Below are 21236 nucleotides of genomic sequence, written 5' to 3'. Positions count from 1 at the left end.
GCTGGCGTATCTGCGGGAGACGCCCCCCACGGAGGAGAACGGGGAGGATCTGGTGCTCTGTGTCAACAACTTCTCGCGCTTCGCGCAGCCCACCGAACTCGACCTGCGCTCCTACGAGGGACGCCACCCCGTCGAACTCATCGGAGGCGTGCGCTTCCCGGCCATCGGCGAACTGCCCTATCTGCTCACGCTCGCGGGCCACGGCTTCTACTGGTTCCGGCTCTCCCGAGTCCTCTCCCGCGCTGCCCGAGGGCGTTGAAGCGTGGGCCGGCGAAAGGACGCGTCACCATGCCGAAGACGGCATCAGCACTGCTCCCGCGTAGCAGCGACGGGGTCGCCGCCGACCTCATGACCTCGCTCGCCGGGCTGCTGCGCGAGTGGCTGCCACGGCAGCGCTGGTTCGCCGGCAAGGACCGGCCGGTCACCGACCTCGCCCTGCTGTCGACGACCGAGCTGTATCCGGGCTGCCTGCATCTGCTTGTGCACACCGGTCAGCCCAGTCACATCGGGCCCGGGGTGCCGGCGCCCGGCGGCGCACTCCCGGCAGGCGACTGCTACCAGCTGCTGCTGGGCGTGGGCGAACAGCTGCCGCCGCGCCTCGGCCGGGCGCTCATCGGGCAGGCTCGGCAGGGGCCGCTCGCGGGTCTGACGGTGTACGACGCGCTGTACGACCCCCGCTCGGCGCGGTTGCTGCTCGAACGGCTGCGGCATCCCGGCACGACGGGCCCCCTGCGCTTCGAGGCGGACCCCGCCGTACGGGTCCCGGCCGGCCTGGCGCCCCGGCTGCTCGCCGCCGAGCAGTCCAACTCCTCGCTGGTGTACGGGGACGAGTTCATCCTCAAGGTCTTCCGGCGCATCCAGCCCGGCGTCAACCCCGATCTGGAGGTGCCGGGGGCGCTGGCCGGGCAGGGCTGTGGCCGGGTGCCCGCTCCGGTGGCCTGGTTCCGGACGACGGATCCGTTCGCGGCGACGCTCGGTGTGCTCCAGCCGTTCCTGCCCGACGCGTCCGACGGCTGGACACTGGCGCTCGGCGCGCTCGCCGCCGGGCACGACTTCACCACGCAGGCCCATGAACTGGGGCGGGCCACGGCGGACGTGCACCTGGCGCTGGCCTCGGCCTTCCCGCCGGGGGCCCATGACGAGAACGAGCGGACGGCGGCCGCGATGACCGAGCGGCTGGACGCCGCCGCGCGCTGTGTACCGGCGCTCCAGCCGTTCGTCCCCGGCCTGCGCACCGCCTTCCGGGCCCTCCTGTCCTGCGATGCCGGGCCGCCCGCCCAGCGGATCCACGGCGATCTGCATCTGGGGCAGGTGCTGCGGGCCGGCCGGGAGTGGTTCGTGATCGACTTCGAGGGCGAGCCGTCCCGTCCGCTCACCGAGCGGTGCGGCACCCAGTCCCCGGTGCGGGACATCGCCGGGATGCTGCGCTCCTTCGACTACGCCGCCCGGCAGCGCCGCCCCTGGCGCCCGCAGTGGGCGCGCCACTGCCGGGAGGCCTACTGCGCGGGCTACGCCGACCGCGCCGGCTGGGACCCGCGCGAGAAACAGAGTCTGCTGCGCGCCTACGAGACGGACCGGGCCGTGTACGAGGTCCTGTATGAGGCCCGGCACCGCCCCGACTGGCTGCCCGTGCCGATGGCGGCGATCGGGCGTATCGCTGTGAGAGGAGACTGAGACCGTGGCTCTGCGCGACACCTCACCCCCCGAGTCGGCCGGCCCGCCGACGCGCAGGCCCCGGGCCGTCAAAGGCGCCCCGCCCCTGGCCCCGGACGACCGTGCGCGGCTGCTCTGCGGCGCGCACCACGACCCGCACGCCCTGCTCGGCGCCCACCCCGTCCCGGGTGGCGTCGTCGTACGGGCACTGCGGCCGTACGCCCATGCCGTGAGCATCGTGCTCGACGGTGAGCGCACCTACCTCTCCTCGGAGGGTGACGGCCTCTTCTCCGTCCTCCTGCCGCTCGACGCCGTCCCCGCGTACACGCTGTTCGTGTCGTACGAGGACGCCGACCACGAGGTGCACGACCCGTACCGCTTCCTGCCCGCGCTCGGGGAGCTGGATCTGCATCTGATCGGCGAGGGACGGCACGAGGAGCTGTGGCGGGCGCTCGGCGCCGAGCCGATGACCCACCAGGGCGTGACCGGCACCCGGTTCACCGTGTGGGCGCCGAACGCCCAAGGGGTGCGGGTCGCCGGGGACTTCGCCTGCTGGAACGGGACGGCTTTCCCGATGCGGTCCCTCGGTTCGTCCGGGGTCTGGGAGCTGTTCCTGCCGGGGGTGGGCGAGGGCGCCCGCTACAAGTTCGAGATCACCTCCCGTCACGGTCACCGTTTCCTCAAGGCGGACCCGATGGCCCGCCAGGCAGAGGCGCCTCCCGCGACGGCGTCCGTCGTCACGGCCTCGCACTACGAGTGGGGCGACGCGGAGTGGCTGGCCGGGCGCGGGAACACCCCGGTGCACGAGGCGCCGTTCTCCGTCTACGAGATCCATCTTCCGTCCTGGCGCCCTGGCCTGACGTATCGTCAACTCGCCGAGGTGCTACCGGCGTACGTCTGCGACCTCGGCTTCACCCACGTCGAGCTGATGCCGGTCGCCCAGCACCCGTTCAGCGGCTCCTGGGGTTACCAGGTCACCGGGTTCTACGCGCCGACGGCCCGCCTCGGCACCCCCGACGACTTCAAGTACCTGATCGACGCCCTGCACCGGGCCGGCGTCGGCGTGATCCTGGACTGGGTGCCCGCCCATTTCCCCAAGGACGACTGGGCGCTGGCCCGCTTCGACGGGGAGCCCCTCTACGAGCCCGGGGACGCGCAGCGGGCCGAGCATCCGGACTGGGGGACGTACGAGTTCGACCTCGGGCGCACCGAGGTACGCAACTTCCTGGTCGCGAACGCCGTCTATTGGTGCGAGGAGTTCCACCTGGACGGGCTGCGGGTGGACGCGGTCGCGTCGATGCTCTACCTCGACTACTCGCGTGACTCAGGTCAGTGGGCCCCCAATGTGTTCGGCGGGCGTGAGGATCTGGACGCGGTCGCCTTCCTCCAGGAGATGAACGCGACCGTGTACCGGCGGGTGCCGGGCGTCGTGACCATCGCCGAGGAGTCGACGGCCTGGGGCGGCGTGACGCGGCCCACCGACAGCGGCGGGCTGGGCTTCGGGCTGAAGTGGAACATGGGGTGGATGCACGACTCGCTGGGCTATGTGGCGCACGAGCCGGTGCATCGTAAGTACCACCACAACGAGATGACGTTCTCGATGATGTACGCGTACAGCGAGAACTACGTCCTGCCGATCTCCCACGACGAGGTCGTGCACGGGAAGCAGGCACTGGTGTCGAAGATGCCGGGTGACTGGTGGCAGCGGCGCGCGAACCATCGCGCGTATCTGGGCTTCATGTGGGCCCACCCCGGTAAGCAGCTCCTCTTCATGGGGCAGGAGTTCGCCCAGGGCGCGGAATGGTCCGAGGCGGACGGTCCTGAGTGGTGGCTGCTGGACCCGGCGTACGGCGCTGAGGCCGACCATCGGGGGGTGCGGGATCTCGTCCGTGACCTCAATGCCGTCTACCGTGACGTCCCCGCGCTCTGGCAGCGGGACAGTGATCCTGGCGGGTTCGCCTGGGTGCGTGGGGACGCCGCCGAGGACAATGTCTTCGCGTTTTTGCGGTTCGACGCGGGTGGGGCGCCGCTGCTGGCCGTCTCCAACTTCTCGCCCGTGGTCCGGGAGGAGTACCGGCTTGGGGCGCCTGCGGGTGTCTCGGTGTGGCGGGAGGTGTTGAACACGGATGCGGGGCGTTATGGGGGGAGCGACGTGGTGGCCTCCGGCCCGGTGAAGGCTGAGAGCGTTACGTTGCCGCCGCTTGCCACGGTTTGGCTGCGGCCGGGGTGATGGGTGGTGCGTTTTCGGCTGCCGGTTCGGTGGGGGCTGGTCGCGCAGTTCCCCGCGCCCCATAAAGGCGAAAGGCATGGGGCGCAGCCCCCGCTTTTCAGGGGCGCGGGGAACTGCGCGAGCAACCCCCACTCACCCGCAGCCGAAGACGCGCCCACTGTTACCGTGCACACATGGCAGCGAACACGGTCGGCGCCCGGCTCGAGGACCAGTGGCGGGACATTCTCGCGGTGCATGCCCGGACGATGTGCGAGATCGACCGCGTACTGCACCCGCACGGCCTCGGAGCCAGTGATTTCGAGGTGCTCGACATCCTCGCGTCCAAAATGGCGGCGGCCCAGGAGGCCGGGGATCTCTGCCGGGTGCAGAACATCGCCGAGAAGGTGCACCTCAGCCAGAGCGCGCTGTCCCGGCTGATCGGGCGCCTGGAGAAGGACGGCCTGGTGGAGCGGTCGGTCTGCGCGGAGGACCGGCGCGGCGTATGGGTCACCCTCACCGACAAGGGCCGCGACCTGCACACCGAGGTCCTCCCCCTGCAGCGCGACGTCCTGGCCCGCATGCTGCGGCAGGACTGACGCCTGCGTTCCGGTCGCGGCGGCGGATCACATCGCGTGCCGCCCCAGCAGGGTGCCCACGTCGTGGCCGGGGAGGGTCAGGCCGTGCGGGGAGCCGGCGTCGATGGTGAGGGAGAGGTCGTCGTCGGCCGGCCACTGGGAGGCCAGTGCGCCCAGCGGGACCAGGCGGTAGCGCGACACGAAGGGGAGCAGTTCGGCCATCGCCGGTTCCGAGGTGAAGACCGGCACCATCTGCGGGCCGCCCGGCTGCTCGAGGACGGGCAGCGCGACGGCCGTCGGATCGCTCACGGTCGCCTCGTCGGCGTCGTCCGGCACGGGCACCAGTACGTCGCTGTCGGCCAGCGTGTCCAGCGCGGCCGTGTCCGCGGTGTCGAGGACGAGGGCGATCAGCGCCCGCTGGGCCGCCGAGGCGGCGCGGTCGGTGGAGGGTATGTCCATGGAAGATCCCGGGTTAGTGGCGGACGGGCCACCCGGCACGATGTCCGTCCCGGGCTTGACGTCCCTCGCGTACCCGGCTGGGCCACGGACATTCCTGTGCCCGTGTGCCCGTCCGGTGCACGCATGGTGTGCGCCGCGGCGGGCACGGGCCGCGCGACAGCCCTGGGGGTGAAAACCGACCAGTAGTGGTGACCGGCGCCCACGCGCCCGCCGCGGCGCTCCCCGTAGCGTGTCCGCATGGCCATGCAACCCTGGTTTCCCGCCGCCAAACTGGGCATCTTCATCCACTACGGCATCTACGCCGTGGACGGGGTGCCGGAATCCTGGTCCTTCTACTGGGGCGAGGTGCCGCACGAGCAGTACATGAAGCAGCTCGACGGCTTCACCGCTTCCGTGTACGACCCGGCGGCCTGGGCCGAGCTGTTCGCCCGGGTCGGCGCGAAGTACGCGGTGCTCACCGCCCGGCACCACGACGGCGTCGCCCTGTGGGACACCGCCCACGGCGACCTGAGCGTCGTCCGGCGCACCCCGGCGGGCCGGGACGTGGTCGCCGGGTACGTCGACGCGCTGCGGGAGCGGGGCCTCAAGGTCGGCCTCTACTACTCGCACTCCGACTGGAACCACCCGGACTACGCGAGCATCCGCCACCCCGAGATCTCCAAGTGGACGAACACCCACCCCGGCGGCAGCGACGCCAACCCCTACTCGCACGCCGAGCCCGGCAAGGAGGACCCGGCCGCCTGGGACCGCTACCTCGCCTACCGCGACGCCCAGATCACCGAGCTCGTCGAACGCTTCCGCCCCGATCTGCTGTGGTTCGACGGCGAGTGGGAGCGCACCGAACAGCAGTGGCGGATACGGGAGTTGGCCGAGCTGATCCTCGCGGAGAACCCGGACACCGTCCTCAACGCCCGGATGCTCAGCCACGGCGACTACGCCACCCCGGAGCAGGGAGTGCCGCTCGAAGCACCCGACGGGCCCTGGGAGTTGTGCCTGACGATCAACGACTCCTGGGGTTTCCAGCATCAGGACCACCACCACAAGTCGGTGCGGCAGCTGGTGCGTTACTTCGCCGAGACGATCGGTATGGGCGGCAATCTGCTGCTGGACGTCGGGCCGAGGGCGGACGGGTCGATTCCCGCCGACCAGGTCGAGCGGCTGGAAGGGCTCGGGGCGTGGATCGGCCGGCACTCCGACGCCGTGTACGGGACGGTCGCGGGCCTGCCCGCCGGGCACCACTACGGTCCCAGCACCCTCTCCGCCGACCGGCGCACCCTGTATCTGACCTGCTTCGACGTGCCGCGCGAGTCCGTGGCGGTACGGGGCCTGCGCAACCCCGTCAAGAGGGTCACCGTCCTCGGCACGGGCATCGAGCTGGGCCACCAGGTGATCGGCGGCCTCGACGCCGTACCCGGCGTGACCTGGATCGACGCCCCCGCACAGGCCGACCTCGACGCGTACGCGACGGTCCTCGCCGTGGAACTGGACGGGGAACTGGACCTCTACCGGGGTACGGGCCGCGACTGAGCCAGCACCTCGTCGACGGTCACGACCCGGATGAGCGGCCGGTACAGGTCCAGCACGTACAGGGCCTTGGCGTGCGACTCGTCGGTCGCGCCCGCGCAGGCATCGGCGACCACCAGCACCTCGACTCCCGCGTCGGCGGCGGCGAGGGCGGTGGACAGCACACAGCAGTCGGTGCTGACACCGGCCAGGACGAGCCGCCCGTCCGTTCCCAGGCGGGCGGCCAGCCCCGGGCCCCACTTGCCGAAGGTGGGAGCATCCACCAAGTCCCCTGTGTCGTCGGCGAGTTCGTCGACGATTTCCCAGAGGCGGGCGTCAGGTGGCCGCAGTGCGAAGGGCCACCGGTCGTAGTACGCCCGCCACGCCCCCTCGGGCCGCTCCGGCGCGACGAAGCGGGTGAACACGGTCCGTTCTTCGGCGAAGGCCGGCAGCAGACGTCGTACGCCGGTCGCGGCCTCGGTGAAACGCGGTGCCGCCCAGGGGCTGTCCGGTTCGGCGAAGACGCGCTGCATGTCGATGACGGCGAGCAGGCCCGGCGGGGTGACCGTGCGGTCTCGGGGCGCTTGAGGGCCGGTGGCGGGGGCGGCTTCGCCGCCGGGGGAAGTCCGTGCGGTCATGGCCGGGCCGCCGTGGGGCCCGGGGTCTCCTGCGCCCGTACTCGCCCGCGCGCGAGGAGGAGCGTGCCGAGGAAGCCGACCGCCAGGGCGATCAGGACGCCCAGGTTGGCGTAGGCCCAGTCGCCGTTCCTGCCGCCGAGACCGAGGGGGCCGAGCAGGTAGCCCTGCCAGTCCAGCCAGCCCGCCGCCGAGTTGGTGACGAGGCCCCAGCCGAGGGCGGTGGCGCCGAGGGTGAGGGCGAGCGGGCCCGGCGGGATGTCGCCGTAGCGGCCGTCCGTGCGGAACAGGTCGTCCTCGGCGTAGTCACGGCGCCGCAGAAGGAGGTCGGCCAGCAGCACGCCGCACCAGGCGGCGATGGGGACGCCGAGGGTGGTGAGGAAGCCGATGAACGGGCCGAGGAAGTCGTCGGCGAAGAAGACGATGTAGACGGCGCCCGCGATCATCAGCACTCCGTCGACGAGCGCGGCCAGCGGGCGCGGCACGCGCAGGCCGGCCGCGAGGAGGGCGAGGCCCGAGGAGTAGATGTCGAGGACGGCGCCGCCGACCAGGCCGAGTACGGCGACGGCGGCGAACGGGATCAGGAACCAGGTGGGCAGAAGGGTGGTCAGCGCGCCGATCGGGTCGAGGGCGATGGCCTCGCCGAGGTCGGTGGAGGAGCCCGCGAGCAGCAGGCCGAAGACCAGCAGGAGCAGCGGGGCGAGGGAGGCGCCGAAGGTGGTCCAGCCGACGACGCCCCGGCCGGAGGAGCCGCGCGGCAGGTAGCGGGAGTAGTCGGCCGCCGCGTTGACCCAGCCCAGGCCGAAGCCGGTCATCATGAAGACGAGGGCGCCGATGAACTGCTGGGCGGAGCCGGCGGGTACGGCGCTGACGGCGGACCAGTGGATGTGGTCGGCGACCAGTGCGACGTAGACGACCGTCAGGACGCCCGTGACCACGGTGATCACGGCCTGGAAGCGCATGATCAGGTCGAAGCCCAGTACCCCGACCACCACGACGAGGGCGGCGACCAGGACGAGGGCCACCAGCTTGGTCTCGGTGCCGCCGCCCGTGCCGAGCCGGCGGAAGACGGTGGCGGTGGCCATGGTGGCGAGCGCGCACAGCACGGTCTCCCAGCCGACGGTGAGCAGCCAGGAGACGGCCGCGGGCAGCCGGTTGCCGCGCACGCCGTACGCGGCCCGGCTGAGCACCATCGTGGGTGCCGAGCCGCGCTTGCCGGCGACCGCGACGAAGCCGCAGAGCAGGAACGAGAAGACGATGCCGACGACACCGGCGGCCAGGGCCTGCTGGAAGGAGATGCCGAAGCCGAGCGCGAACGCGCCGTAACTCATGCCCAGCACGGAGACATTGGCGCCGAACCAGGGCCAGAAGAGGGTGCGTGGCGTGCCCTTGCGCTCGGCGTCGCCGATCACCTCCAGGCCGTGGGTCTCCACCTGGAGCGGACGGACGGCGGAAGTGCCGTCGGAGGTACGGGAGTCCGGCATCGTCGACCTGCCTGTCTGATCGCGGATCTGTCCGTCCGATCACGCTGATCGCGTCGAGGGGAACCTAGATCCGCCGGTCAAGGGCGTCAAGGTGGCGTCCCGGGGGGTGGCGGTCCGTCCTCCGACATGTCGGAATCTACGTACAATCCTCAAATATTCGGCCCGGGGGTTCGCGATCACGAACGTCCGGATTGGTTACGGAACGGCTCGGGGACGACTCCGGGACGGCTTCGGGGGGACGCATTGCCGTGGGACGTGGCTCCGCTGGTGGGCCGGGACAGCGAGCTGGCACGGCTCGGTGAGGTGCTCGACGGCCTGACCGGGACCGGTACGGCGACCGGCGGCGGCCCGGGCCGGGGGCCGACGGTCGTCGATGTCACCGGGGCCGCGGGGATCGGCAAGAGCCGGCTGGTGTCCGAGTTGTGCGCACGGGCGGGGGACCGGGGCATGACGGTGCTGCGCGGCCGGGCGACCGAGTACGAGCGGCATCTGCCGTACCAGCCCCTGACCGACGCGCTCGCGGACCTCGACACCGGGGCCGGGCCGCCGTCGCCGTTCACCGAGAGCCGTTCCATGGACCGTTTCGTCCTGCAACGCTCCGTGGCCGACTTCCTGACACGGATCGCGCGGACCTGCCAGGGCCTGGTGGTGGCCCTCGACGACGTGCACTGGGCGGACCCGGCGTCCCTGGAACTGCTCGACCATCTCGTACGACATCCGCCGCGGCGCGCCCCCGTACTGATCGTGGTGGCGCGCCGCGAACGGCAGACCTCGCCCCGGCTCGCCGCCTCGCTCACCCGAGGTGTGGAAACCGGGACGGTGCTGCGCCTCGAACTGGGCCCCCTGGACCGGGGCGCCTGCCTCGTGACGCTGGCCCCCGACCGGCCGGCCCCGCTCGCCGCCGAGCTGTACGCGGCCAGTGAGGGCAATCCCCTGTACTTCCTGGCGCTGCTCCAGGCCGGGCGGCCCGCTGGGCTCAGCTCCCTGCTGCTGGACGAACTGACCCCGCTCACCGACGCCCGGCGCCGCACGGTCCAGGCGGTGGCGGTGCTCGGCGACCATGCGTCGCCCGCCCTGGTGGCGGCTGTCACCGGTCGCCCCGCGAGCGAACTCGACGCCGATTTCAGGGAGTTGGCCGCCCGTGATCTCGCGCAGCCGGGGCCCGACGGCCGCTGGGCGCTGCGGCATCCGGTACTGCGGGCCCTGGTCCACGACACCACCGATCCCCTGCTGCGCACCCGGATGCACCAGCTCGCGGCCGCCGAGCTGGCCCGGGTCGGGGCGCCCGTGACAGAGCGGGCGCACCACGTGGAGCGGTCGATGACCGGCTGGGACCCGGACGCCGTGGCCGTCCTCACCGAGGCCGCCCGGCAGGCCGCCGCGACCGCGCCCGCGAGCAGCGCCCACTGGCTGGGCGTCGCCCTCACCCATCTGCCCGAACGGCCGGTGCACTCCGCGCTCCGCCGCGACCTGATGCTGCGCCGGGCCGAGGCGCTCGGCGTCTGCGGCGGGCTGCGGGAGAGCCGGGACCTGCTGCACGAGGTGATCAGCCTGTCGCCACCGGGCACCGACGACGGCGTACGGGCCTCGGCGGTCACCCTGTGCGCCGTCATGGAGCGCCACCTCGGCCGGTACGCCGAGGCCGTGGCCCTGCTGCGCCGCGAACTGGCCCGGGGCGCGGACCTCTCCCCCGCCGACACCGTCGAACTCGGTCTGGAGCTGGGCTCGTCGGCACCGCACGCCAGCTCCTACCCCGATGTACGCGACGACGTGGCCCGCACCCTGGAGCTGGCCCGGTCGCTGGGCGACGAGGTCGCGGAGGCGGGCGCCCTCGCCGTCACCGCGCTCGGGGAGGCGTACGAGGGCAACACGGTGGCCGCCGCCGAGGCCGCCGACCGTGCCGCCGCGCTGATCGACTCCCTCACCGACCAGGATCTGGCGGGGCTGTGCGAGCCGCTGGCCCGCCTCGGCTGGGCGGAGGCCTTCCTGGAGCGGTACGCCGACGCCGAGCGGCACGCCGAGCGCGGCCTCGTCGTCGCCCGCCGGGGCGGCCGGCTCTATGTCGTGCCGCATCTGCTGCTCTGCCAGTCCCACGTCCAGGTCCTGACACTGCGGCTCCGGTCGGCCCTCGAACTCGCGGAGGAGGCGGAGACGATCGCCCGGAGCATCGGCAGCGACGAGGTGCTCGCCTTCGTGCTGGCGTCCAAGTCGCAGGCGCTGATCCCCGCGCTCCCGCCGGGCGACGGCACCGCGCTGGCCGTGGCCGAGGAGGCCGTCGCCCGGGCCGGCTCGGGCACCGGCTGGTGGGCGTCCATCGCCTGGTGCATCCTCGGGTACGCCGCGATCCACGCCGGTGATCCGGCGCGGGCCCGGGCCGCCGTGCTGCGGGCGGGCGGGGAGGATCTCGGGGGCCTGCAGCCCAGCATGCGGCCGCTGTTCCTGGAGATCCTCGTCACCGCCGCGGTGTTCACCGGGGAGCACGAGGAGGCCCGGCTCTGGGCGGAACGGGCCGGCAAGGAGGCGGAGCGGCTCGGCCTCGCGGCCCAGCGGGCGTCCGCGCTGCGCAGCTGGGCACACGTGCCGCTGGCCGAGAGCGATGTGGCCGCCGCGGCCGACCTCTTCGAGCGGGCCGCCGAGGAGGCGCTCCGGGGCGGAGCCCTCCTGTGGGAGACCCAGACGCTGCTGCTGGGCGCGCCCCTGACCGCGTCCGCCGGGCGGGCCGCCCGTGCCCGCGCCATGTGGGAACGCGCCCGGCGGCTGAGCACCGAGGCCGACGCCCGCCTGCTCGTCGGCCTCGCGGACCTGATCCGCCCGGCCGTCTTCGCCGACAGCGCGGCCGACCCCGAGGCCGAGGCGGGCTCCGGCCCAGGCGTGGGTGCCGGCCCCGGCACGGACGCGGTCGCGGGCCCGTCCGCGCCGGAGCCGGCGCCCGGGGAGCCGGCCACGCTGTCCCCGCGCGAACACGAGATCGCGGCCCTCGTCGCGGAGGGTCTGACCAGTCCCGCCATCGCCGAGCGGCTCTTCCTCAGCCCGCGCACGGTCGAGACCCACCTCTCCCGCATCTACCGCAAGACGGGGGTCACCTCGCGTGCCGCGCTGGCCGCCCTCCAGGTCCGCGGCGAACTCGGTGAACTCGGCGACGGCAGCGGGTGAGGATGTGTGTGGCCGGGGCCCTCCCGAGCACCCTCAGCCCCCGTCACGACCGTCGACCGTCACCGCCTTCGGACCGGCAGGGTCAGCGTCGCCGGGCTCAGGCCGGAGGTCCTCGCGGTGAGCGTGAGTCGGCCCGGTCGCTTCGCCGGGCGGAGGATCGCGAGGGCCTTGCCGTGCCAGGTGTAGCGGGCGGGCCGCTGGAAGCTGTCGACGTTGTGCGGGTTGCCGTTGCCGACGCCGGCCAGCTCCCCCGCGCCGTCGACCTCGAAGGTCACCTTGTGGGTCGCGTCGGGGACGACCCGGCCGTGGCTGTCGACCACCTCGACGAGGACATGGGCGAGGTCGTCGCGGCCGGTGGTGAGGGTCCGGACGTCCGGGACGAGCCGTAGGGCGGCCGGTGCGCCGACCGTGCGGAGCGTCGTACGGCCGATCTCCTCGCCGTCCCGCTCGGCGACGGCGGTCAGCTCGCCGGGCGCGTAGGGCACGGTGAAGGTGGCCATGGCCCGCTCGGGGGCCGTCGGGGCGCCGCCGGGGAACTCCTCGCCGTCGAGCAGCAGCCGTACGCGGTCGCCCGGTGTGTAGACGTGCACGGTCATCGGGTGGCCGCGCTCGACGTCGTCCCACGTCCAGCTCGCCAGTTCGTCGAAGTAGCCCCACCACAGCGCGACCTGCTCGGTGCCGGGCGGGGTCGGGCGTTCCACCAGCAGTTCCACGGGGCTGCGGCCGGTCACCGCGGCGCGCCAGTGGCTTTGCGGCTTGCGCTGCCCGATCAGGTCGAAGTCGCCGCAGTTCCCCTGGAAGTAGGGGTACGGATAGCCGAAGCCGCCCCAGGTGTGGTGCAGTTCGCGGGAGATGGACCAGCCGGGCATGACGCTCTGGTCGCCGATGGCCGCCCCCGTGCCCACGGGCGGGATCGCCGTCTTGCCGATGCCGGCCTCGCCGAGGTAGTCCCAGGCGGCCCAGATCCAGGTGCCCACGGCCCAGTCGTGCCGGTCGGCGAAGGTGATGTCCTGGTGGATCGTCGCGGGGAACGTCTCGTTGTGGGTCATCGCCTTGTCGGGGTGGGCGGCGTGCATCTGGGCGTAGCCCTTGCCGTTGGCGTTGTAGTGAACGTCGCCGATGTCGACGTAGTTCCAGGACGGGTCGTCCGCCGAGTGGGTGGAGCCGCCGCCGAGGGTGACGGGCCGGGTGGTGTCGAGGGTGCGGAGCAGTGCCGCCAGTTGTGCGCCCCGGTGCCCGTTGGTTCCGTCGGTGATCTCGTTGCCCAGCGACCACATCACCACGCTGGGGTGGTTGCGGTCGCGCAGGACCGTGTTCGTGAGGTCCCGCTCCCACCACTGGGCGAAGTGCACCGAGTAGTCGTCGGGGTTCTTGCCGGTGTCCCACACGTCGAAGAACTCGTCCATCACCAGGATGCCGAGCCGAATCGCAGGCGTCGAGCAGTGCCGGGGTCGGCGGATTGTGGGCCGTGCGGATCGAGTTGAAGCCGGCCTTCTTGAGGATCTCGACGCGGCGTTCCTCCGAGCGGTCGAGCGCGACGGCGCCCAGCGGGCCGTGGTCGTGGTGGACGTTGCCGCCCATCACCTTGACCGGCTCGCCGTTGAGCAGGAGGCCGGCCTCGCCGTTCCACGCCAGCGAGCGGATCCCGAAGGTCGTGGTCAGTGTGTCCACGACTTCGCCGTCGACGAGGACCTCGGCATGCGCGGTGTAGAGGCTCGGCGCGTCCATGGACCACAGGGCCGCCCGTCCGACGGGGAGTTCGAGCACCGAGACGGCCGTCGCGCCCGACGCGACACTCCGCGCGGGCGCCCGGCGCACGGCCACGGTCCTGCCGCGCGGATCGCGGACCGTCACCCGCGCCGACGCCGACGCCGACCGCGCCCCGAGGTTGGCGACCGACACCTCCACCCGGGCGACCGAGCGTCCCGTGCCCACCTCGGGCGTCGTCACGTGCACGCCCCAGAGGGGGATCCGCACGGGCCCGGTCGCCGTCAGCCAGGTGTGCCGGTAGATCCCCGAGCCCGAGTACCAGCGGCTGTTCCGGCCGTTGTTGTCGACGCGGACGGCGAGCACGTTCGGCCCCGTGGGATCGAGGTGCGGGGTCAGGTCGTACGCGAAGGACGTGTAGCCGTTGGGATGGAAGCCGAGGTGTCTGCCGTTCAGCCAGACATCCGCGTTCTGCTACACCCCGTCGAACCGCAGCTCCATATGTGACTCACGGCCGTCGGCCGGTTCCGCCACCTCGAAGTGCTTGCGGTACCAGCCGGTGCCGCCGACCGTGTATCCGATCGAGCCGCCGTTCTGGCTACGCCCCGGATCGAACGGACCGATCGCGTCCGGCGGCGCGGGCCAGGCCGGGTCGGGTTCCTCGGGCACCAGGAGGGACGGAAAGCTCGTGGCGCCGCCGTCGTCGTCGGAGGTGGCGTACGGAAGGTCCTCGATGGTCCCGTCGTGCGGGAGGTCCAGTGTCCGCCAGGAGCTGTCGTCGAAGGCCGGCGCCTCGGCGCCGGTGGCGTCGCCGCGTAAGAACAGCCACCCGTCGTCGAACGACCGCTCCCGCTCCCGCCCCGCCACGGCCGACACCTTCGCGACGGCCGCTCCGTGAACGTCCAGCCCGGCGGCGCCCGCGGCCACCGCGCCGAACCGCAGCGCCTGACGCCGTGTCACGCCACCGCTCTTCCTCGTCGCCATCTCTCGTCACCTCTCCATGAGCATTCGTCATACCGAACATCAAGCAGGATGCTGAACTGGCATAGACATGACAGATCGGCGAAGGCGTCGCGTCAAGATGCCCGTCGGCAAACGCAGGAGGCTGGACCGGCCCACCGGGATGGAATCCCCCAACTCACCAAATGCACCTTTTGCGCATGTTTGCCGCAGATGTCAGCATCGATAGGGGGACAGCCACACCAATGAACGTCGACGCCGCCCTGTCCTACGTCCTGAGCCACTTCTCGTAGCAGTGCGCGACGGAGGGTGGAATAGCCATGTCCCTGTGGGACCGCACCCCTGAACGCCGACGGGCGACCGCCTGGCCGGAAGCCGCGGCGACGGCAGCGGCAGAACCGGCGGCCGGCCCGGCGGCCGGCCCGGCGGCCGGCCCGGCGGACGAGGGCGGCGGGCTGCGGCCGAGGACGCTGTACCGCGGCGTCAGTGGCGTGGACCGGGGCCCGGTGCCCATGCCCGCGGGGCAGTCCGACGGGCTGCGGGACCCGATGGCCAGGGTGTTCTTCCAGCGGGATCACTGGCCCATGACACTGGAAGAGGTACTGGACGGACTGACCCGGGCGGGCGAGCTCCCGACGCAGTCGGTGTATCTGATCAGCGAGGCCGGGCAGATCCCGCCGGACGAGACTCCGGGGCTCCGCCGCGACCTCCGATTCGCGGTCTCCCGCGCGGCACCGGGCAAGGACCCGGACCTGCTGGTCAGCAGTGACCCCGGCTCGGTCTTCCTCCAGGTCGCCGCCTGGGACCCGGTGGCCCAGGTCTTCAACTACTACATGCGGATCTCGCCGGCCTGGGTGTGGACGGGCGACTCCTGGTCGTCGATGGCGCCCGAGTCCCGGGGGAAGGGCTGCTTCGACAGCCATGTCAACGGCAGCGTCGTCATGAAGGAACTCAAGCAGCCCTGGAGCAACTGGCAGTCGATGTCCGCGACGATCCAGCTCGCCCCGGACGACCCGTTGCGCGACAACCCCCTCCACGGCCAGGTCATCGGCGCCGAGCGGCTGGAGCTCACCGTGAAGGGGCTCGTCTCCCGGTGGACCGCTGCGCGGCTCTCGGCGGTCGTCGACGACGGCATGGTGACCCACCCCGACCATCTGCTGCGGCAGTTGTTCACCACCACCACGGTCAACCTCGCCAGTACATCCACACAGAGCGCGACGGTCGCGTCCGGCGGCAGAGATCTGAGCCTGCCCCTGGGCTTCTGGCTGAACGCCGACGCCCTGCTCAACGACCTCGGTCTGCCGGTGAGCACGGCCACCGTGCCGTCCGCGCCGACGTCCCTGTACGCGGACAGCCTCCAGGCCCTCGGCTTCCGGCTGGAGGAACAGGTGAGCGACTTCTCGCAGCCCGGCGACACGTTCTTCGCCTTCGTCGTCCCGGAGGCCGCGTACGAGGACAACGACGTGGTGCGGCAACTGGTGGAGAAGAATCTCGTACCGGCCGGATTCGCGGCCTGCGCGCTGATGGTGGACTTCACCAACCCGGTCTTCAGCCCGGTCCGCGCCCACCTGATGAGGTACGTGCCCACCGCGCCCGTGCCCGTCTCCACGTGGTGCGACGACATCGCCGCAGCCGTGGCCGCCGCCGCGCGGACCCTGCCGGCCGACAGCCCCGAGGCCGAGTTCGCGCGCAACTGGGCGCTTCCCGAAGCAGATTGGCGCGGCGTCTTCGCCCAACGCGTGGACGTGTACCTGGAGAAGGTCGCGGCACGGCTCCGTACGGCCTCGGGATTCGACGAGTTCACCAGGCTGGCGGAGTCGCGCCGCCGCATGTTCAAGGAGATGAGGCTCAACGAGTTCGCGCTCACCCTGCCGACGACCGACATCCCGGCCGACGCACCTCGGCTGCGCATGCACGAGGACGGCACCGTCGCTGTCGTGACCACCGGAGGTTCTCCATGACCACCATCAACGCGTACGGGCCTCCCGGCCGGCTCACCGACCTCGATGACGTCGGGACGAAGGCGTGGCACGTCTTCATCAACGACAGTGTCGACCAGGCGATCGCCGGGCCGGACCCGGCCGAGGTGCTGCACGACAGCCCCCGGCCGCAGTTCTACAACCTCACCAGGACGGACACCGCGACGGACGCGGTCCAGTCGGCCGTCACCTGGACCGCGTTTCCCAACCGCCTCAGGTCCGCGGTCTCGGACCGGCAGCGCTGGCAACGCGCCGACGCCAGCCGCGATGTACAGGACGAGTACTGCGAGTGGAGCGTGACCCGCGACGGCACGGGCAGGATCACCCGCGTCACCTTCACCTGCGAGGGCCCCGAGTACTGGGACGTGCTGGCGCAGACCAGCCCGGAGAAGGCCCTCGACCTCTACCGCGCCCACATCGACCCGGCCGTGCGCAAGAGCGACCTCTTCGGCCCGAACGGCCGGTACGTACGGCGCAATCAGTGGAACGACTCCACGACACAGGGTGCGATGCACCTCATCCAGCAGTCCAACACCCTCGGTGCGGAGATCGAACTCGCCGCCGCCGCCACGATCCGGCGCGTCATCGGCGGCCGGGAACTCACGGGCGCACAGGAACTCATCGCCTGCGGCAAGTACGGCGTGCCGGACCGCAACAGCGACCCGCACATCGGTGAGGTCGTCAACGCGGTCGCCCGGCAGAAAGCGGACATCGCACTCAGCGACCCGGTGGGGATCTACTTCGACGACCTGGCCACCGACGGTTGGAGCGCTCCCGACGGTTCCGATCCGAAGAGCTTCTGGACCGTCGAACGCGGCGCCGCCGACTTCCCGGTACGCGCGGTCTACGAGGTGCCCGCGGACCGGGACTTCGCCGTGGGCGACATCACCATCGGCGGCAGGCCCATCGAGTTCGGCGCCCAGATCGCCGACTTCGTCACCGTGAAACTCATGGCCACCGCCTGCCGCCTGGGCCGGAGCGAGGTCCAGCCGCGGACCTCCTGCGTGGAGCTCGCGGCGGGTGACGACGTCGAGCCGGGCGCCTTCTCCCCCGCCGCGTTCTCCGCGCACGGCTACCTCGGGACCCACCCCGACCAGGCATCGCGCAGCACACGACTCGTGGCGTAGCGCGCCGTACACCACCTACACCGCCACACACGGGAGGCGGACCCATGACAACGGCTGAACTCTTCTCCCCCACGGAATCCACCTACCTGTCACAGCTGACGAGGGCCGCGGAACGCTATGCGAACCGGACCGGCGAGCGGGAGCGAACCCGAGAGCTGCTCCAGACGCGTGGCGTGCTGTACGCCGATGAACCGGAGCGGGTCGAGAAGCGGCTGGCCCGCCTCGGCGCCGACTGGTCACTGGCCAGGGCGATCGAGCGGGAGCCGTCGGAGCCGGTGACCGCGGCCGGAAGCACTTTGCGGCTGCCGCCGGAGAGCTTCGGCAGCGACGTGCTGGGCCTGGAACGCCTCATCGGGCGCAACAACCTCACTCCGGTCGCGTTCCTGGAGGAGGGCGCCCTCGTCTCCCGCTCGGTCGGCCGCATCACCATCAGCGGCCCCGGGGCCGGCCACGGCACCGGTTTCATGGTGTCCCCCTCGCTCCTGCTCACCAACAACCATGTGCTGCGCAGCCAGGAGGAGGCCCGCCGCAGTGTGGTCGCGTTCTCGCTGCAGGCCGGGATCGACGGGCATCCGCTCACACCGGTGTTCCAGCTGGAGCCGCACCGGTTCTTCGTCACCGACCGCGCACTGGACTTCAGCCTGGTCGCCGTGGCCGAACGCGGGGCGCGGGGCGAGGCGCTCTCCTCCTTCGGCCGGCTGACGCTCAGCGAGGCGCTGGGCAAGGTCGTCATCGGGGAGTTCGTCAGCATCATCCAGCACCCCCGGGGCGAGCCCAAGCAGCTCGCGCTGCGCGAGAACCAGGTCGTGGACATACTCGACCGCTTCATGCACTACGAATGCGACACCCGTGAGGGTTCGTCGGGTTCGCCGGTCTTCAACGACCAGTGGGAGGTCGTCGCGCTGCACCACTCGGCCGTCCCGAAGACCGACGACCAGGGCCGTCCCCTCAGCGTCGACGGAACCGTCTGGACGCCGGACATGGGCGACGACCGGCTGGCGTGGAAGGCCAACGAAGGGGTGCGGATCAGCCGTGTGCTGCGTGCCCTGCACGAGCTCACCCTGACCGGTGCGGCCGCCCGGCTCCGCGACGAGGTGTTCAGCGCCGGGACGACGACCGGGCCCGCTCCGGCCCCGGTCGAGAGCGCCCCGCCCGCGCCCACGCCCACGCCCACGGGCGACGGGGCAGCCGCGCTTCCGGGACCCGACGGAGCGCGGGCGTACATGACCGACGGCACCGCCCATCTCACCGTGCCGCTGCGGATCAGCGTCGGCCTCGACGCCTCGGCGTTCCCGGTGGCGACCGTCACCGCGCCGCCGACCGGGCTCACACCCACGCCGCCGCCCCCGGCCGGGCGGCCCGACGTGGCCTTCGCGGTCGAGCGGGACGTGAACGCGGCCCTGGTCAACCACCGGCTCGCGCGGGAGCGGCCGTACTACGACCCGGCCGCCGACACCGCCGCCCGCGACACCTACTACGCGGGCATCGGCACCGACAACGCGGACGCACTGCGCCGCGCGCTCACCGAACTGCTGACGCGGACACACGACCCTCGGCCCAAGTACAAGCCGATCCGGCTCGTCTATCCGTGGGTCGACCTGCACCGGGACGGCCGGCTGCGCAGCATCTACTCCGGCAAGGACTTCTCCGCGGAGGAGTTCATACGGGCGGACGCCGCCGTGGAGGAGGCCAGGCTGGCGCGCATCCAGGAGCTCTTCCTGCACGAGGGGACGGCGGGCCCGGCCGAGTTCGAGGCGGAGGTCGACGCGCTGGAGGCGTCGATGCCGTTCAACTGCGAACACGTCGTGCCGCAGTCGTGGTTCCTCAAGAAGGAGCCCATGCGGGGCGACCTGCACCATCTGTTCGCCTGCGAGGTGGGCTGCAACAGCTACCGCAGCAACTTCCCCTACTTCGACTTCCCCGACTTCGAGGAGAAGATCCGGGACGCCTGCGGGATGCGCGACGACGTCGGGTTCGAGCCCAAGGCGGGCAAGGGCGCGGTCGCCCGGGCCACCCTGTACTTCCTGCTGCGCTACCCGAAGCAGGTCGGCGACACCCCGCGCGAGTTCCCCGAGAACCGGCTGCCGACCCTCCTGGCCTGGCACGTCAACGACCCGGTGACCGAGTACGAGCTGCACCGCAACGCCGCCATCGCCGAACTGCAGGGCAACCGCAATCCGCTGATAGACCACCCGGACTGGGCCGAGAAGATCGACTTCTCCGGCGTCTGGCCCTGACCTCGCGCCACACAACGATCACGCCACCGGGTTCGGGTCCCCCGGTGGCGTGATCCGATCGGCGAGCGTTTAGCATATGAGCGCCGCCTAGCTCGAAAGATAAATCTGTGACTGTCAACGAGGACTCGTTCACCAACTGGAAGAACCGCGAGGAGATCGCGGAGTCGATGATCCCGATCATCGGGAAGCTGCACCGCGAGCGGGACGTGACGGTCCTGCTGCACAGCCGCTCCTTGGTGAACAAGTCGGTCGTCAGCATCCTGAAGACCCACCGGTTCGCCCGCCAGATCGCCGGTGAGGAGCTCTCGGTCACCGACACCCTGCCGTTCCTGCAGGCCCTCACCACGCTCGACCTCGGCCCCTCCCAGATCGACATCGGCATGCTCGCCGCGACCTACCGGGCCGACGAACGCGGCCTGACGATCGCGGAGTTCACGGCCGAGGCCGTCGCCGGCGCCACGGGGGCCAACAAGATCGAGGGCGGCGAGGGACGCGACGTCGTCCTCTACGGCTTCGGCCGTATCGGCCGCCTCGTCGCCCGTCTGCTGATCGAGAAGGCCGGCTCGGGCAACGGTCTGCGGCTGCGCGCCATCGTGGTGCGGGGCGGCGGCGAGCAGGACATCGTCAAGCGCGCCTCGCTGCTGCGCCGGGACTCCATCCACGGCCAGTTCCAGGGCACGATCACGGTCGACGAGGCGAACAGCACGATCGTCGCCAACGGCAACACGATCAAGGTGATCTACGCGAACGACCCGTCCGAGGTCGACTACACCGCGTACGGCATCAAGAACGCCATCCTCATCGACAACACGGGCAAGTGGCGCGACCGGGAGGGCCTGTCGACGCATCTGCGTCCCGGCATCGACAAGGTCGTCCTGACCGCGCCCGGCAAGGGCGACGTCCCGAACATCGTGCACGGCGTCAACCACGACACGATCAAGCCGGACGAGCAGATCCTGTCCTGCGCCTCCTGCACCACCAACGCGATCGTGCCGCCGCTGAAGGCGATGGACGACGAGTTCGGCGTGCTGCGCGGCCACGTGGAGACCGTCCACTCGTTCACCAACGACCAGAACCTGCTGGACAACTACCACAAGTCCGACCGCCGGGGCCGTTCCGCGCCGCTCAACATGGTCATCACCGAGACGGGTGCCGCCTCGGCCGTCGCCAAGGCGCTGCCCGACCTGAAGGCGCCGATCACCGGCAGCTCGATCCGCGTCCCCGTCCCGGACGTCTCGATCGCGATCCTCAGCCTGCGCCTCGGCCGCGAGACCGACCGCGAGGAGGTCCTCGACTATCTCCGCAACGTCTCGCTGACCTCGCCGCTCAAGCGCCAGATCGACTTCACCAACGCCCCCGACTCGGTCTCCAGCGACTTCATCGGCTCCCGCCACGCCTCGATCGTCGACGCCGGCGCCACCAAGGTCGACGGCGACAACGCGATCCTCTACCTCTGGTACGACAACGAGTTCGGCTACTCCTGCCAGGTCATCCGCGTCGTCCAGCACGTCTCCGGGGTGGAGTACCCGACGTACCCGTCCCCGGCGGTCTGATC

General features: G+C 71.6%; 15 protein-coding genes and 1 pseudogene. 10 read left to right on the top strand and 6 right to left on the bottom strand.

What is annotated here, in order from left to right; translation table 11 throughout:
• The 4 genes from I8N67_RS28580 to I8N67_RS28565 form a co-directional block, all read left to right on the top strand.
• Positions 1-259: alpha-glucosidase C-terminal domain-containing protein (locus tag I8N67_RS28580; protein ID WP_200307096.1), on the top strand; the 259-nt coding region annotated here is incomplete at its 5' end.
• A gap of 29 nt (positions 260-288) precedes the next feature.
• A complete protein-coding gene (locus tag I8N67_RS28575; protein ID WP_200307095.1) occupies positions 289-1674 on the top strand; it encodes a maltokinase N-terminal cap-like domain-containing protein in 1386 nt (461 codons plus the stop codon).
• Between the two features lie 4 nt (positions 1675-1678).
• Entirely contained in the window at positions 1679-3883 is a 2205-nt protein-coding gene (glgB, locus tag I8N67_RS28570; RefSeq protein WP_200307093.1) for a 1,4-alpha-glucan branching enzyme, read from the top strand.
• A 173-nt stretch (positions 3884-4056) separates the two neighbouring features.
• Complete coding sequence (locus tag I8N67_RS28565; protein WP_200307091.1) at positions 4057-4458, top strand: MarR family winged helix-turn-helix transcriptional regulator; 402 nt, start codon at positions 4057-4059, stop codon at positions 4456-4458.
• Positions 4459-4485: 27 nt separating this feature from the next.
• On the opposite strand, the gene I8N67_RS28560 is transcribed toward I8N67_RS28565, so the two are convergent.
• Positions 4486-4896: an SseB family protein gene (locus I8N67_RS28560; RefSeq protein WP_200307089.1), complete on the bottom strand. Its 411-nt coding sequence runs from the start codon at positions 4894-4896 to the stop codon at positions 4486-4488.
• Between the two features lie 237 nt (positions 4897-5133).
• Here I8N67_RS28560 and I8N67_RS28555 point away from each other — a divergent pair, with 237 nt between their 5' ends.
• On the top strand, positions 5134-6423 hold the full coding sequence (locus tag I8N67_RS28555; RefSeq protein WP_200307087.1) for an alpha-L-fucosidase: 1290 nt from the start codon (positions 5134-5136) through the stop codon (positions 6421-6423).
• On the opposite strand, the gene I8N67_RS28550 is transcribed toward I8N67_RS28555, so the two are convergent.
• Together I8N67_RS28550 and I8N67_RS28545 are read right to left on the bottom strand one after the other, a co-directional pair.
• Positions 6399-7037 (bottom strand): cysteine hydrolase family protein, encoded by a 639-nt coding sequence (locus I8N67_RS28550; protein ID WP_200307084.1) that lies wholly within the window; start codon positions 7035-7037, stop codon positions 6399-6401. The genes I8N67_RS28555 and I8N67_RS28550 overlap by 25 nt on opposite strands.
• A complete protein-coding gene (locus tag I8N67_RS28545) occupies positions 7034-8518 on the bottom strand; it encodes a purine-cytosine permease family protein (protein ID WP_200307082.1) in 1485 nt (494 codons plus the stop codon). Before I8N67_RS28545 ends, I8N67_RS28550 begins: the two co-directional genes overlap by 4 nt.
• A 243-nt stretch (positions 8519-8761) precedes the next feature.
• Between I8N67_RS28545 and I8N67_RS28540 the strand changes: the two genes are divergently transcribed.
• Positions 8762-11671 carry a helix-turn-helix transcriptional regulator gene (locus I8N67_RS28540; RefSeq protein ID WP_234046432.1) on the top strand — a complete coding sequence of 970 codons (2910 nt, stop codon included), beginning with the start codon at positions 8762-8764 and terminating at the stop codon, positions 11669-11671.
• A gap of 59 nt (positions 11672-11730) precedes the next feature.
• On the opposite strand, the gene I8N67_RS43975 is transcribed toward I8N67_RS28540, so the two are convergent.
• From I8N67_RS43975 to I8N67_RS28530, 3 genes and pseudogenes are all read right to left on the bottom strand, one after another.
• On the bottom strand, positions 11731-13077 hold the full coding sequence (locus I8N67_RS43975; RefSeq protein ID WP_267912836.1) for a glycoside hydrolase family 2 TIM barrel-domain containing protein: 1347 nt from the start codon (positions 13075-13077) through the stop codon (positions 11731-11733).
• Between the two features lie 28 nt (positions 13078-13105).
• A pseudogene (locus I8N67_RS44995) lies at positions 13106-13573 on the bottom strand (glycoside hydrolase family 2 TIM barrel-domain containing protein); the annotation flags it as partial.
• Between the two features lie 279 nt (positions 13574-13852).
• On the bottom strand, positions 13853-14338 hold the full coding sequence (locus tag I8N67_RS28530; RefSeq protein WP_200307078.1) for a hypothetical protein: 486 nt from the start codon (positions 14336-14338) through the stop codon (positions 13853-13855).
• Between the two features lie 320 nt (positions 14339-14658).
• Between I8N67_RS28530 and I8N67_RS28525 the strand changes: the two genes are divergently transcribed.
• The 4 genes from I8N67_RS28525 (at position 14659) to I8N67_RS28510 (ending at position 21234) form a co-directional block, all read left to right on the top strand.
• A complete protein-coding gene (locus I8N67_RS28525; protein WP_200307076.1) occupies positions 14659-16299 on the top strand; it encodes a hypothetical protein in 1641 nt (546 codons plus the stop codon).
• Positions 16296-17444: a DUF8225 domain-containing protein gene (locus I8N67_RS28520; protein WP_200307074.1), complete on the top strand. Its 1149-nt coding sequence runs from the start codon at positions 16296-16298 to the stop codon at positions 17442-17444. Before I8N67_RS28525 ends, I8N67_RS28520 begins: the two co-directional genes overlap by 4 nt.
• A gap of 44 nt (positions 17445-17488) precedes the next feature.
• Positions 17489-19681 carry an endonuclease gene (locus I8N67_RS28515; protein WP_200307072.1) on the top strand — a complete coding sequence of 731 codons (2193 nt, stop codon included), beginning with the start codon at positions 17489-17491 and terminating at the stop codon, positions 19679-19681.
• A gap of 107 nt (positions 19682-19788) precedes the next feature.
• A complete protein-coding gene (locus tag I8N67_RS28510) occupies positions 19789-21234 on the top strand; it encodes a glyceraldehyde-3-phosphate dehydrogenase (RefSeq protein WP_200307070.1) in 1446 nt (481 codons plus the stop codon).
• Positions 21235-21236: the final 2 nt, after the last annotated feature.

This window comes from Streptomyces adelaidensis (assembly GCF_016598475.1).
Taxonomy (GTDB): Bacteria; Actinomycetota; Actinomycetes; order Streptomycetales; family Streptomycetaceae; genus Streptomyces; species Streptomyces adelaidensis.
The sequence above is the reverse complement of the archived record's forward strand: the minus strand, read 5'-3'. Positions and strand labels throughout refer to the sequence as shown.